The organism is Nocardia sp. NPDC004711 (assembly GCF_053601595.1).
The window spans coordinates 22,263-35,837 of record NZ_JBSGCB010000034.1; the positions used below are offsets into that span (position 1 = coordinate 22,263).

The 13,575-nt window shown below is 68.6% G+C and carries 14 protein-coding genes and 1 pseudogene; 7 read left to right on the forward strand and 8 right to left on the reverse strand.

All coding sequences use genetic code 11. The annotated features are described in order from the left end of the window. Nucleotides 1-68: 68 nt before the first annotated feature. The 3 genes from ACWEKS_RS30535 to ACWEKS_RS30545 form a co-directional block, all read right to left on the reverse strand. Nucleotides 69-296, reverse strand: a complete 228-nt coding sequence (locus ACWEKS_RS30535) for a DUF3107 domain-containing protein (RefSeq protein WP_452343286.1) — start codon at nt 294-296, stop codon at nt 69-71. A 174-nt stretch (nt 297-470) separates the two neighbouring features. Next, nucleotides 471-1,196, reverse strand: coding sequence for a ferritin-like fold-containing protein (locus ACWEKS_RS30540; RefSeq protein WP_452343287.1), 726 nt, complete (start codon nt 1,194-1,196; stop codon nt 471-473). A gap of 104 nt (nt 1,197-1,300) precedes the next feature. Continuing rightward, nucleotides 1,301-2,335, reverse strand: coding sequence for an alpha/beta fold hydrolase (locus ACWEKS_RS30545; protein ID WP_452343288.1), 1,035 nt, complete (start codon nt 2,333-2,335; stop codon nt 1,301-1,303). A 483-nt stretch (nt 2,336-2,818) separates the two neighbouring features. Between ACWEKS_RS30545 and ACWEKS_RS30550 the strand changes: the two are divergent. The 4 genes and pseudogenes from ACWEKS_RS30550 to ACWEKS_RS30565 all read left to right on the forward strand — a co-directional run. Next, nucleotides 2,819-4,324 (forward strand): annotated as a pseudogene (locus ACWEKS_RS30550) (DEAD/DEAH box helicase); the annotation flags it as partial. 1,089 nt (nt 4,325-5,413) lie between these two features. Then, a complete protein-coding gene (locus tag ACWEKS_RS30555; protein WP_452343289.1) occupies nt 5,414-6,637 on the forward strand; it encodes an Rv3212 family protein in 1,224 nt (407 codons plus the stop codon). 84 nt (nt 6,638-6,721) lie between these two features. After that, on the forward strand, nt 6,722-7,321 hold the full coding sequence (locus ACWEKS_RS30560) for an acid phosphatase (protein ID WP_452343290.1): 600 nt from the start codon (nt 6,722-6,724) through the stop codon (nt 7,319-7,321). 14 nt (nt 7,322-7,335) lie between these two features. Further along, nucleotides 7,336-7,815 (forward strand): GNAT family N-acetyltransferase, encoded by a 480-nt coding sequence (locus ACWEKS_RS30565; protein ID WP_364607563.1) that lies wholly within the window; start codon nt 7,336-7,338, stop codon nt 7,813-7,815. Nucleotides 7,816-7,949: 134 nt separating this feature from the next. Here ACWEKS_RS30565 and ACWEKS_RS30570 read toward each other — a convergent pair whose 3' ends face one another. Beyond that, nucleotides 7,950-8,387, reverse strand: coding sequence for a hypothetical protein (locus ACWEKS_RS30570; protein WP_452343291.1), 438 nt, complete (start codon nt 8,385-8,387; stop codon nt 7,950-7,952). 224 nt (nt 8,388-8,611) lie between these two features. Here ACWEKS_RS30570 and ACWEKS_RS30575 point away from each other — a divergent pair, with 224 nt between their 5' ends. Both ACWEKS_RS30575 and ACWEKS_RS30580 read left to right on the forward strand, forming a co-directional pair. Further along, nucleotides 8,612-9,550 (forward strand): diacylglycerol/lipid kinase family protein, encoded by a 939-nt coding sequence (locus ACWEKS_RS30575; RefSeq protein ID WP_452343292.1) that lies wholly within the window; start codon nt 8,612-8,614, stop codon nt 9,548-9,550. Nucleotides 9,551-9,805: 255 nt separating this feature from the next. Beyond that, nucleotides 9,806-10,060: a WhiB family transcriptional regulator gene (locus ACWEKS_RS30580; RefSeq protein WP_011211115.1), complete on the forward strand. Its 255-nt coding sequence runs from the start codon at nt 9,806-9,808 to the stop codon at nt 10,058-10,060. 214 nt (nt 10,061-10,274) lie between these two features. Here the strand turns inward: ACWEKS_RS30580 and ACWEKS_RS30585 are convergent, their stop codons facing one another. Beyond that, nucleotides 10,275-11,789, reverse strand: coding sequence for a sensor histidine kinase (locus tag ACWEKS_RS30585; protein WP_357002128.1), 1,515 nt, complete (start codon nt 11,787-11,789; stop codon nt 10,275-10,277). 87 nt (nt 11,790-11,876) lie between these two features. Next, nucleotides 11,877-12,092: a biotin/lipoyl-binding carrier protein gene (locus ACWEKS_RS30590; RefSeq protein ID WP_452343293.1), complete on the reverse strand. Its 216-nt coding sequence runs from the start codon at nt 12,090-12,092 to the stop codon at nt 11,877-11,879. A 92-nt stretch (nt 12,093-12,184) separates the two neighbouring features. On the opposite strand from ACWEKS_RS30590, the gene ACWEKS_RS30595 reads away from it, so the two are divergent. Then, nucleotides 12,185-12,259: a 50S ribosomal protein bL37 gene (locus ACWEKS_RS30595; protein WP_153805149.1), complete on the forward strand. Its 75-nt coding sequence runs from the start codon at nt 12,185-12,187 to the stop codon at nt 12,257-12,259. A gap of 83 nt (nt 12,260-12,342) precedes the next feature. Here the strand turns inward: ACWEKS_RS30595 and rsrA are convergent, their stop codons facing one another. Both rsrA and ACWEKS_RS30605 read right to left on the reverse strand, forming a co-directional pair. Next, a complete protein-coding gene (gene rsrA / locus ACWEKS_RS30600; RefSeq protein WP_452343345.1) occupies nt 12,343-12,612 on the reverse strand; it encodes a mycothiol system anti-sigma-R factor in 270 nt (89 codons plus the stop codon). An 8-nt stretch (nt 12,613-12,620) separates the two neighbouring features. Beyond that, nucleotides 12,621-13,493 carry a sigma-70 family RNA polymerase sigma factor gene (locus ACWEKS_RS30605; RefSeq protein ID WP_452343294.1) on the reverse strand — a complete coding sequence of 291 codons (873 nt, stop codon included), beginning with the start codon at nt 13,491-13,493 and terminating at the stop codon, nt 12,621-12,623. Between the last annotated feature and the right edge of the window lie 82 nt (nt 13,494-13,575).

Below are 13,575 nucleotides of genomic sequence, written 5' to 3' on the forward strand. Positions count from 1 at the left end.
CCGCCGAACGGCTCGGCGGGGCAATTCTTTTATGTCACTAGGGGTTTCAGGAAGCCCCGAGAGTTCGGCTAGACGGCCGCGAAGCCGACGCGACCCGAGGAGGGGGTGCCGATCTCGACATAGGCGACCTTCGCGGCCTGGATCAGGAACTTGCGGCCCTTCTCGTCGGTCAGCGTGACGACGCCGCCCCCACCCTGGAGCGCGCCGGTGACGGCCGCCTCGACCTCGGCGGGGGTCTGCGAGCTGTTGATGACGAGCTCACGCGGGCTATCCGAAATGCCGATCTTGACCTCCACGGCCAACCTCCGAACCTAGAGTCCTTGTGCTGTCCTGATCACGCTAGCGCAGCCGGGACAGCGTCCGGCCGCGACCGCCTGCGCTGTCAGCGAACAGCACCCACGGCGCTGTCGGGGAACAGCCACCCACGGCACTGTCTAGGAACAGCGCAGACGGCAGGAAGAACGGGAGTGTCAGCTCAGGCCGAGAACGCGCATGCGCTCGGCGTGACTGTTCTGCATGTGCTCGAACAGCGTGGCGACGCCGTTCAGATCGCCGGTGGCGGTGAGCACCAGCTCGGTGAGCCCGTCGCGCTGCGCCATCACATACTGCGCCTGGGTGATGGCCTCGCCCAGCAGGCGGCGGCCCCACAGCGCCAGCCGGTCCCGCTCGGACCGGTTCTGGGCGACCGCGGTGCGCACCTCCTCGATGACGAATTCGGAGTGGCTGGTCTCGGCCAGCACGTCGCGCACCACGTCGGCGACCTCGGGAGCCAGGGCGCCGGCGATCTCGGTGTAGAAGTCGGCGGCGATGCCGTCGCCGACGTAGAACTTGACCATCGACTCCAGCCAGGTGGAGGGGTCGGTGGAGGCGTGGTAGGCGTCCAGGGCGCGCACGAAGGGGGCCATCGCGTCGAAGATGTCGACGCCGCGGTCGGCCAGCGCCCGCTCCAGGGTCTTGAAGTGTTCCATCTCGTTGCCGGCCATCTTGGCGACGGCCACCCGGCCGCGCAGGGTGGGCGACAGCTTGGCCTCTTCGGCGAGACGGTAGAAGGCGGAGATCTCACCGTAGGCGAGGACCGCGAAGAGGTCGGTGGCTCCAGGATGTTCGGCGGAGATGCGGCCGTCGGAAGACGAAGGAATACGGCCATCGGAAGACTCCGAGGCAGCGCCGAGCGCAGTGGACGAGTTTGCTCCCATGGGACCCCACCCTAGCGGCCGGAAACGACGCGCATTCACCCATCGGCGACGACACCCGGGACGCACCCTCGATACGTTCGTAAGGCCTTGCGACACAACGTAATTCAGTGCTGGTCGCGCAGGAACTTGTCCAGCTGGGTCCACGTGGTGTCGCGGGCGACGAGAATGCCGAGGTGCGAGCCGGGTGCGGTCTCGTACCGCACCTCCGGCGAGCCGGTCAGCGTCGTCGTCCCGTGCTCCACCGCGGCGGCCGGGGTGATCACATCGTTCGGTCCACCGACGAGCAGCACCGGCTGGGTGATGTCGGCCAGCGCGATCTGCTGCTCGCCCAGGTGCACCACGCCCTTGCCGATGTCGTTGTTGAGGATGAAGCGGCCCCACAGCTGGTTGTAGAAACGCCCCGGATAGCCGGGCAGCGAATTCTGGAACCGGTCGATGGTCTCCATCCGGGCCAGGGTCGCGGTGTCCGCGAGATTGCTCGCGATGAAGAACGGCCGCTTGAGTTCCCGATCCCAGGCGGTGGCGCGGTAGGCGATCCGGGTCAGCTGCGCCGAGACCCCGCCGGCGGCGCGAATGGCCGCGGTGGCGGTGCGGCCGCCGTCGATACGCGCCAGGGTGCGCAGTTCGCGCGCACCGAGCATGTGGTCGTAGCTCAGCGGCGCGCCGACGGCCGTGATGGACCGGATGGGCAGCGCCTGATCGGCCGCGGCGGTCAGCAGGGCCAGGACGCCGCCGATGGACCAGCCCACCAGATCCACCGGACGGCCGCCGCGATCGGCCGACACCTCGCGGATGGCCTCGGGCAGGATGTCGTCGATCCAGGTCTCGAAGCCCATGCGCCGGTCCTCGAAGGTGATGTCGCCGCAGTCGACCAGGTATGGCGCGCGGCCGGTCTCCAGCAAGAACCGGGCCAGGCTCTGATCGGGGCGCAGGTCGAAGCAGAAGGCGGGCGCGGCCAGCGGTGGGACCAGCAGCACGGCCGGATCGTCGGGGCCCGCGCCGTCGTAGCGGCGCAGTTCGCGATGCGGCGCGTCGGACAGCACCGTCGACGGGGTGGGTTCGGGGGCCTCGATGCCGTCGCCGAAGGTCAGCGACCACATGTTGCGGGCGGCGGTGGTCACGGTGTCTGCCAAGCTCACCGCAATACCTTCGCAGATAGTGCTACACGGTGTATCACCTATGTGAGCAACTCAACTGTCCGCGCGGTGGCCGACACCGTTGTCCCCGGGCGAATTATGGTGCGCCACAATCATTAACGGCAATGCGAAACCCCGGATCAGACCGTCTTTCGCAACCGATAAGCGCGCCGACCAGCGCAATAACGCCACACATTAGCGGTGGCGGAAATCAGGGCGAAGGCCGTATCACGCTACAATCTCCGCGGACGGCGGAATTCACGCCCGTAGTCCACGGAAAATGTGCGCGCACTCCGATCCGCAGCACTGCACCGCCGCGCCAGGTCGACGCCCATCCACTGGAGAGGCATCCCGCAGCGGCGAGAAACACGGATCAAGTGGTCGTCGCGGACCGACCGGGTCCGCCCCACGCCTCGTGCGCGCGAGACGCGATAAACGAGGAAAGGCAAGAACCTGAGCAAGATCACCGTAGAGCAGGAACCGGGTGTGGCGGACACGCTGCTGACCGCGGAACTCGACGACACCCACCTCGCTCCCACTTTCGCCGAATTGGGCGTGCGGCCGGAAATCGTCCGGGCCCTCGCCGAGATCGGCATCGAACGCACTTTCGCCATTCAGGAACTCACCCTGCCGCTCGCACTGGCCGGTGAGGATCTCATCGGCCAGGCCCGCACCGGTATGGGCAAGACCTTCGGCTTCGGTGTGCCGCTGCTGCACCGCATCGCCACCGGCGACTCCGGCACCAAGGCCCTCGACGGCACCCCGCGTGCGCTGGTCATCGTGCCGACCCGCGAGCTGTGCATCCAGGTCACCCAGGATCTGGAGAACGCCGCCAAGTATCTCGACGACAGCACCGGAACCAAGGTGCGCATCACGTCGATCTACGGCGGCCGCCCCTACGATTCGCAGATCGAGGCGCTGCGCGCCGGTGTCGACGTGGTCGTCGGCACCCCGGGCCGCCTGCTGGATCTGGCCGAGCAGCAGCATCTGATCCTGGGCAAGGTGCAGGTGCTGGTCCTCGACGAGGCCGACGAAATGCTCGACCTGGGCTTCCTGCCCGATATCGAGCGCATTCTCAATATGGTTCCCGAGCAGCGCCAGACCATGCTGTTCTCGGCCACCATGCCGGGTCCGATCATCACCCTGGCCCGCACCTTCCTGAACCGGCCGACGCACATCCGCGCCGAGGAGCACCACGAGTCCGCGGTGCACGACCGGATCACCCAGCTGGTCTACCGCGCCCACGCGCTGGACAAGAGCGAGCTGGTGGCTCGCATCCTGCAGGCCGAAACCCGCGGCGCGACAATGATTTTCGCGCGCACCAAGCGGACCGCGCAGAAGGTCGCCGACGATCTGGCCGAGCGCGGCTTCGCTGTCGGCGCGGTGCACGGCGACCTGGGGCAGATCGCCCGTGAGAAGGCGCTCAAGAAGTTCCGCGAGGGCAAGATCGACGTGCTGGTCGCCACCGATGTGGCCGCCCGCGGCATCGACATCGACGACGTCACCCACGTCGTCAACTACCAGTGCCCGGAGGACGAGAAGACCTACGTGCACCGCATCGGCCGCACCGGCCGCGCGGGCAAGACCGGTGTCGCGGTCACCCTGGTGGACTGGGACGAGCTGAACCGCTGGGGCCTCATCGACAAGGCCCTCGACCTCGGCATCCCGGAACCGGTCGAAACGTATTCCCGCTCCCCCCACCTGTACGAGGAGCTCGGCATTCCGGAGGGCGTCACCGGCGTCATCCGCAAGCGCAAGCCCGAGCGCGACGAGGATGCCGTCGTGGTGGAGCGCGAACGCCGCGGCGCCCACAGCCGCAACCGCCGTCGTACCCGCGGTGGCCGGCCGGTCGAGGGCGAGGCGGCCGTGGTGACCACCGAAACCCCCGCCGCCGAGGCCGATTCGGCTGCCGGTGATCCGGAGAAGTCCGGCCGCCGTCGCCGCCGTCGCCGCCGCGGCGGCAAGGGCGGCAACACCCCGGCCGACGCCATCGTCGCGACCACGGTCGAGACGGAACTCGGCGCCGAAGGCCCCGCCGAGGTTGCCGACGTCGTCTCCGAGGATGCCGGGGACGGCGCCCGCCGGGGACGCAAGCGCACCCGCCGCGGGGGCAAGGGTTCCGCCGAGGGCACCGGCGTGACCGAAGCCGCCGCCGAGGTCGTCTCGGAGGCCGCGGTCGCCGAGACGCCCGCGCCGGTCGAGGCGAGCGTGGCCACGACGACGGTCGAGCCGGTCTCCGACGCGGTCGTGGCCGACGCGCCCCGCAAGCGCACCCGCCGCACCAAGGCGGCCGCCGAGGCCACGGTCCCTGCCGCCGAGGCTCCGGTCGCCACGGAGTCGACGGTCGTCGCCGAGACCGACGCCGCGGCAGCGGCTCCCGTGACCGCCGAAACGGACGCGCCCCGCAAGCGCACCCGCCGCACCAAGGCCGCCGTGGCCGAATCCGGCACCGGCGCAGAGGGTTCCGCCACAGTGGAATCGGCTGCCACCGATGGTGACTCGGCCGAGCCCGCCCTGCGGGCGCCGCGCAAGCGCACCAGCCGCGCCGCGAGCACAGCGCCGACCGCCGCGAGCACCACGCCGACCGCCGACGAGACCGCCACCAGCGCCGACGCCGAGGTCGCCGCGGAGACTCCGAAGAGCGCGCCGCGCAAGCGGACTCGCAAGGCCGCGGCGGCGACCGTCGAGGCCAACGACGCCGCCGAGGCCACCGCCGGAGCGGCGGACGGTGCGGAAGCGCCGAAGGCCGCGCCCCGCAAGCGGACTCGTAAGGCCGCCGCGGCGACCGTGGACGCCAACGGCGCGGCCGAAGCGGTCGCGGCGGCGGCGGACGGTGCCGAGGTGGTCGCGGAAGCGCCGAAGGCCGCGCCGCGCAAGCGGGTCCGCAAGGCCGTCAAGGCGGAGGTCGAAGCGGTCGAGTCGGGTACTGCGGCAAGCGGTTCCGACGAGCCCGCGGCGGCGGCTCCGGTGCGGCGGACGCGGCGGAAGAAGGCCGACGTGGACGCCGAGGCCGCCGTGGTGGTGACCGACGCCGCGGTCGCGGCCTCGGCCTAGCCGCGCGGATCGGTTACTCTCGCTGTCGTGCTCGCACCCGAGCGGCGGACGCGCGCCGATATTCTCACCGCTGTCGCGATCGCCGCTCTGGTGGCGATCGCGGCAGCGGTTGTGGTGCTGACCAGCGATGTGCGCGGCACCCACGCGCAATCCGCGAACCACACCCTCACCCCGCCGCCGGCGGCCGACTCGGTGCCCGCGCAGGTCAAGGAGCTGTGGCACGCCCCGGACGGCGCGGCCATGCGCTCGCTGACGGTGGGCGCGGTGGCCGTCACCGCCGATGACGGCACCGTCACCGGGCGGGATGCCCGCACCGGCGACGAGGTCTGGAAGTACCAGCGGGACATGCCGTTGTGCGCGGTGGAGGTCCAGTTCGGGACGGTCATCGCCACCTACCGGGATCAGCGCGGCTGTAGTCAGACCACCCTGCTCAACGCCGAGACCGGGACCCGGGTGGCGGCGCGGTCCAGCTACATGGACAAGCGGATCACCCTGGCCCCGGACGGCACCTATGTGCTCGCGCTGGGCGACGACCGCCTGGAGATGTGGCGCTCGGATCTGGTCCGCACCCTCGAATACGGCTACGTGGACGCCCCGGTGAATCCGCACACCCAGCCGCGCACCGACTGCCGGCTGCTCTCGGCGGGCTCGGCGCCCAGCCGGGTGGCGGTGCTGGAACGCTGCCCCAAGGACCCCGCCGACCGGCTGTCCATCCTCAATCCCGCGCCCAAGGACGGCACGGTGCCGGAGGAGTACAGCACGCACGTGCTCAACGAGCCCGGCGGCGCGGTGGACAGGGCGCGCGTGATCGCGGTGTCCGACACCCGGACCGCGCTCTACCTCCCCGCCACGCCGACCACCCCGCCGGTGCTGACCATCTATGACGTCAGCGGCAATCTGCTTGCCACCCACCAGGTTCCGGCCTTCACGGACACCGCCATGGTGGCGCGGCTGTCCACCGGTTTCTTCGTCTTCACCGGCGACAGCCTGATCGCCCTCAACCCCACCACCCTCGACCCCCAGTGGGGCGCCCAGCACGTGCTCGGCACCCCGGCGCTGATGGCCGGCCAGTTGGTGGCCCCGGTCCCGGACGGCCTGGCCGTCCTGGATCCCGGCACCGGCGCGCAGGTCTCGCGAATCCCGCTGCAGCGCAGCGACTATCACAACGAGCCCATCGGGCTGAGCGTCTCGGGCAACGTCTTCCTGGAGCGCCGGGGCACCCAGGTGTACGGCGTCGGCGCGGCCGCCTGACCCGGCCGCCCACGGGTGCCCGATTCCGACGGGTCGCTGCGGCCCGCTAGGTATTCGGGGAGGCGGTGGAGCATGATCGAATTCATGAGTGGTGGCGAATTCCGGTTGGTAGTGCTGCGACACGGGGAGACGGCCTGGTCGGCCGCGCGCCGCCACACCGGCCGCACCGATGTGCCCCTCACCGAGATCGGCGAGGCCCAGGCCCGGGCCGCCGGAAAACTGCTGTACGACATGGAATTGCGGAATCCGCTGGTGCTGAGCAGCCCCCGGCAGCGCGCGCTGCGCACCGCGGCGCTGGCCGGGCTGCCCGGCGTCATCGTCGACGACGATCTGGTGGAGTGGGACTACGGCGAATACGAGGGCCTCACCACGCCCGAGATCCAGCGGATGTCGCCCGGCTGGACCATCTGGACCGGCGAGACCCCCGAGGGCGAGACCGCCGAGCACGTCCGCAAGCGCGCCGACCACGTGCTGGCCACCGTCATTCCCGAGCTGGCCACCCGCGATGTGGTGCTGGTCGGCCACGGCCACTTCTCGCGCGCGCTCATCGCCCGCTGGGCCGAGTTCGAGGTGATCGAAGGCCGCCGATTCTTCCTGTCCACCGCCGCGGTTACGGTGCTGGGACACGATCACCAGGCTCGAACCGTGCTCGCGCACAATCTGGTTCCGCCGCTCAACCCGTAGGAAGGGGCCGCCGAATGATTCGCCGCGCCACCCCCGCCGACATCCCGGCGCTCGTCCAGCTCGTCCACGATCTGGCCGAGTACGAGAAGGCCGCCGACGAGTGCACCCTCACCGCGGCCCAGCTCGAGACGGCCCTGTTCGGGCCGCAGCCCGCGCTGTACGCCCATGTGGCCGAGACGGATCACGGCGTGGTGGGCTGCGCCATCTGGTTCCTGAACTTCTCCACCTGGAAGGGCGTGCACGGGGTCTATCTGGAGGATCTCTACGTCAAGCCGGAGGTCCGCGGCCGCGGGCTGGGCAAGAGCCTGCTCGCGACGCTGGCCCGCGAGGCCGTCGAGCAGGGGTACGCCCGCGTGGACTGGTCGGTGCTCACCTGGAACACCCCGAGCATCGACTTCTACGAATCCATCGGGGCCGAGCACCAGCACGAGTGGACCGGCTACCGCCTGCGCGGCGCGGCCCTGGCCCGCCTGGCGACGCACGCGGACGACTGAATTCGCCGCGGCATCCGAATTCGCCGCAGCATCGCTGGAAAGCGCTCGCTCACCCGAGTGGTGGGCGAGCGTCCGAAAACCCGCTCACGGGCCACTGAGCAACGATTACGGCGACTCTGCGCAAACCGCCGCGGCTATTCCTCGACGGAGCCGTAGCCCGCGGCCATCCACCGATTCGAGGCCGGAGCGAACAGCGCACCCAGCGCACCCAGCGCCAGCAATCCCAGCGGCGCCCCGAACTCGGGCCGGTCCGAGGTGAACATGTAGTACGCGACACCCAGCAGCAGCAGCTGGGTCAGCGTGGCGATGGCCCGCCCCCACCGCTTCCCGCGCATCAGCCCGATCCCCGCGGCCAGCACCGCGCCGCCCAGGATGGCCGCGTACCCGGCGGTGAGATAGCTGTTCTTGGGGCTCTGCGCCGACCCGTTCACGCCGACGATGATCAGCACGACCATCGCGACCAGGCCCAGCGCGCCCTCCAGCGCGACCAGCGCGCCCGCCACGCGCACCGTCCCCGGCACCACGTCGCTCTCGCCCGCGGGCTTGTTCTCGCCGTTGTTCTGCTCAGCCACCCGCCCAGCCTACGGTGCCAGATTTGCCCCTCCGCTTCGCTCCGGGGCGGATTCGCGGCCCCGAGGTCTCGATTCTTCCCTCCCCCGCTTCGCTCCCCCGCTCCAAGGCGGAGGTCTATTCCAGCCGCAGTCCAGAATCGAGACGGCCGCGAATCATCGAGGCCGTCAACCGAAGCCGTGATCGCGAGTGCTGCGCTCACTTTGAGCCCAGTAGGCTGCTTTGTGTGCGGACCCTGCTTATCGTGAACCCGAATGCCACTTCGACCACTCGGTCCACTCGCGATCTGCTCGCTCACGCACTGGAAAGCCGCACCCAGCTGACCGTTCGCCACACCGAGCACCGAGGGCACGCCGCCGAGCTGGCGCGCTGGGCCGCCGACACCCGGATGGACCTGATCGTGGTGCACGGCGGGGACGGCACGGTGAACGAGACCGTCAACGGTTTCCTCCCGCTGCCGGGTGAGCCGCAGCGGGAGTGGCTGCCGCGGCTCGGCGTCATCCCGGGCGGTTCGGCGAATGTGTTCGCGCGCTCGCTGGGCATCGAACCGGATCCGGTGACCGCCACCAATCAGCTCATCGATCTGTTGGCCGATGACGCGGACCGCCGTATCGGGCTCGGCGTCGCCGACGATCGCTGGTTCCTCTTCAGCGCCGGTGTCGGGCTCGACGCGGATGTGTGCGAGGCCATCGACGCCAAGCGCGCGGATGGCAAAACCGCGACGCCCGCGCGCTATCTGCGCACCACGGTCCGGCAGTTCTTTCGCGCCAAACGGCATGCCCCGCAAGTGCGTCTCGACATTCCAGGTAACGAACCGGTCACGGATGTGCATTACGCATTCGTGACGAATGCCAGTCCCTGGACTTATCTCGACAACACGCCCGTGGTCACCAACCCGGGGACCACATTCGAATCGGGTCTCGGAGTGTTTGCCATGCGCACGATGGGCGTGCTGCCCACCCTGCTGGTCGCCCGGCAGTTGCTTGCAGCCCATGGAGATCCCAAGAGCCGCACCTTGTTTCGCGATGACGACGTGCCGGCCGTGACCGTCACCGCGGCCGAACCGATCGGCTTGCAAATCGACGGCGACTTCATCGGACGCCGCAACATGGTGAATTTCACAGCCGTCCCGGATATCCTCGATGTGGTCGCGCCGAAGCCCTAGCCGGTTCGACACGCCCTAGAAACATCGCGGTTGCGCTGCGAAAACTGGCTCAACCGAGTACAAATGACACGGCGGATCCCCATGTAGGGGTCTTACAGCGTGAGCTTCCCCACGGTGCACCGGGTATCTATTGACATCTACGGTGTTCGTGAAAGCATTCACAAGCAACCGTGCGGAAACATTCGAGTCGCACAAGTGAACGGACCACAAACCCAAGGGGCAGCGCCGTGCGCGCCCTAGCAAAGGAGCAGAGGAATGGACTGGCGCCACAAGGCCATCTGTCGCGACGAGGACCCCGAGCTGTTCTTCCCGGTGGGTAACAGTGGTCCGGCGCTCGCGCAGATTGCCGATGCCAAGCTGGTCTGCGCTCGCTGCCCCGTCACCGCTGACTGCCTTTCCTGGGCCCTGAAGTCGGGCCAGGATGCCGGCGTGTGGGGTGGTATGAGCGAAGACGAGCGTCGCGCGCTGAAGCGCCGCAACGCGCGTACGCGTACCCGCACCGTCGTCTAACCAGCTAGGCGACAGGCGTTACGGCCGACCCCAGCCTCGCGGCCGCAACGCAATTCGGCCCGGCACCAATTCAGGTGCCGGGCTTCAGTGTGTAAAGGGGCCGGCCCGAGTCTGATCACGAGAGGAATTCCCGTTCAACGGGATTGACTCTTCGAACGAAAGTTCGGGCGCAGAATTTTCACTACGCCCGAACTCGTGCGCCGCGCAATATGTTTCAGCGAGCGGAGCGACGGCCGAGGGGAACTCGCAGCACCGCGTCGGTACCGACATCGGCGCCGGGATGAAGTCCGATGGACCCGCCCAATTCCGCCGTCACGAGAGTGCGGACGATTTGCAGGCCCAACCGGTCGGAGGCTTCCAGGCTGAATCCGTCGGGCAGGCCGCGGCCGTCGTCGCTGATGATGACGTCGAGCCAGCGCGCCGAACGCTCGGAACGGATTGTGACAGTACCGTTCTCGCCGGCGTCGAAGGCGTGCTCGATGGCGTTCTGCACCAGCTCGGTCAGCACCATGACCAGCGGCGTCGCCCGTTCGGCGGAGAAGACGCCGAGCGATCCGGCGCGGCGCACCTTGATGCGGGCGGTGTGCACGGTCGCCACATCGGCCATGATCGGCAGCAGGCGGTCCACCACCTCGTCCAGATCGACCTCTTCGTCGACCGACATGGACAGCATTTCGTGCACCGAGGCGATCGAGGTGACCCGGCGGACCGATTCGGTCAGGGCCAGGCGGGCCTCCTCGTTCTCGGTGCGGCGGGCCTGCAGCCGCAACAGCGCGGCCACCGTCTGGAGGTTGTTCTTCACCCGGTGGTGGATCTCGCGAATCGTGGCGTCCTTGGACAGCAGCGCGCGGTCGCGCCGCTTCACCTCGGTGACATCGCGGACCAGCACCGCGGCCCCGGCGAGTTCCCCGTGCGGGCGCAGCACCAGGGTGCGCAGCAGCACGGTCGCCCCGCGCGCCTCGACTTCCATTCGGCGCCCGGCCTTTCCGGCCAGGGCCGCCTGGATGTCGCCGACGACTTCCTGCGCGTCGAACGGATCGGTGATCAGCGAGCGGGTGGTCAGCGCCAGATCCTGGCCGACCAGGTCGTTCTGCAAACCCATGCGGTGATAGGCCGACAGGGCGTTGGGGCTGGCGTAGACGACGGTGCCCTCGGTGTCGAGGCGGATGAAACCGTCGCCCGCGCGGGGGCTGGAGTGCGCGCCGGTGCGGTCCTCGAGCGCGGGCCAGGTGCCGTCGGCGACCATCTGGCACAGGTCGTCCGCACAGGACATGTAGGCGATCTCGAGGCTGGAGCGCATCTTGCGACGCTGGGTATCGGTGTCACGGCCGAGCACGGCGATGATGTCGTCACCGACCCGCACCGGAATCGCCTCGCGCATGGCGTGCACGGGATGCGGGTGATAGACGCCGGTGAGGGCGGTATCGGTTTCGGTCCGAGCGATATCGGCGGTCAGCAGGGCCTCGAACACCTGCGGATTCGCCTCCTTGGTGGCGAGGGTGCCGACCAGATCCTCGAGGTGCACGGTAGGCGCGGTGGTGGGGCGGCACTGGGCGACGCACACCACCTCCGCGCCGGCACTGACCGGGCCCGTGCCCACCCAGAGCAGCAGATCCGCGAAGGACAGATCCGCCAGCAACTGCCAGTCCCCCACCACCCGCTGCAAATGGTCGACGGCCGCACCCGGTAGATCGGTGTGCTCGGCCAGTAGCTCACTCAGTGTCGACATTCACCACGCTCCTCTGTTCCCACGTCGCGTGTATGTTCCCACGCGACGCGGCAAGGGCGCCTCAGGAGCAGGTCGGGGGCTCGTCGCTCAGGAGATGACGGCGATCAGGTCACCCTGCTGCAGCACCTGGCCGGGGCTGACGTGGATGGAGGCGACGGTGCCCTCGATCTCGGAGATGACGGGGATCTCCATCTTCATCGACTCCAGCAGGACCAGGGTCTGGTCGACGCTGACCTTGTCGCCGACAGCGACCTCGATGTTCAGCACAGTCGACACCATCTCGGCCTTCACTTCCTCAGCCATGTACACCTCTCGCGTTCGCGTTGACCCGTAGCCCCTGAAGGTACAGCCAACCACACATGAAAGAATGACGGCCGACTGAAGGGAGATTACCTATGGGTAAGCGTGGACGTAAGAAGCGTGGCCGCAAGAAGAATGCCGCCAACCACGGCAAGCGGCCGAACGCCTGAGCCGTAGCGAAAAGCTCGAAAACTGCTGAGCGGCACCACTTCCCACTGGGAAGGGTGCCGCTTAGCTGTGTCCAGGTAGGTCCCTATTCCGCGGATTCGATCCGGGTCTCGACCCGCGTGTAGCTGGTCCTGATCTCCATCGTCAGGCGCTGGCGCAGGGAATCCGGTGCGCGGTCGCCGCCGCATTTGCGATTCAGCAGCGACTTCAGCTTCTCCTCCAGGCCGTAGGCCTCGATGCACGGCGAGCAACGGTCGATGTGCTCACGCAACCGTGCCTTCACGGTGTCGTCGCACTCGTTGTCCAGGAGCAGCCAGACATCGGCGAGCACCGCCGAGCAGTCCAGTTCTTCCATCTCGTCGCTCACTGGGTTACCTCCTCACGCGCCGCATCGCTGCTCGACCGATTGAATCCACGTTCCCGCGCCACGTCGGCGAGCAGGCCCTTGAGCTGCTTGCGGCCACGGTGCAGACGGGACATGACGGTACCGATGGGAGTTCCCATGATCTCGGCGATTTCCTTGTAGGGGAAGCCCTCCACGTCGGCGTAGTACACCGCCATCCGGAACTCCTCGGGAAGCGACTGCAGAGCGGCCTTGATGTCGTCGTCCGGCAGCGCCTCGAGGGCTTCCATCTCCGCGGAGCGCAGACCGGTGGAGGTGTGCTCGGCGGTGGAGGCCAGCTGCCAGTCGGTGATCTCGTCGGTCGGATACTGCGCGGGCTGGCGCTGCTTCTTCCGATACGAGTTGATGTAGGTATTGGTGAGGATGCGGTACAGCCACGCCCGCAGGTTGGTGCCCTCGCGGAACGAGCGGAACCCCTGGTAGGCCTTGGCGAAGGTCTCCTGCACCAGATCCTCGGCATCGGCCGGGTTGCGAGTCATGCGCAACGCCGCCCCGTAGAGCTGGTCCAGCAGCGGGAGCGCGTCACGCTCGAATCGCGCGGCCAGTTCCGCCGCGGATTCGGTACTCCTGGCACCGGATTCACTCACCTCGTCATAGTCGACCGCTTGATCGTCGCCGGCGTCGATGCGCTCGCTGTCCGCGTCGTCATCACGCTGGCGATCGACCATGTCGTCGTCGCTCGTCACGCTAATCCCTTCGATCGCCGTAGCACTTGAATCTACCGCGAACAGGGATTCGGCCAGGAAACCGGCCGGGGGCGCGACCTCGGCGGCCCCCCTGCGGAACAGCAGCGGCCCGGTCCGCACCGGGGGCTCTTCGACCAGAACGGTCACCGACTCCTCCTTGGATGAATGGGATGCGTGCGCCCGCGAACCGTGGGCCCTGCGGTTGCTGTGAAGCGCGTATCGCGTGCAA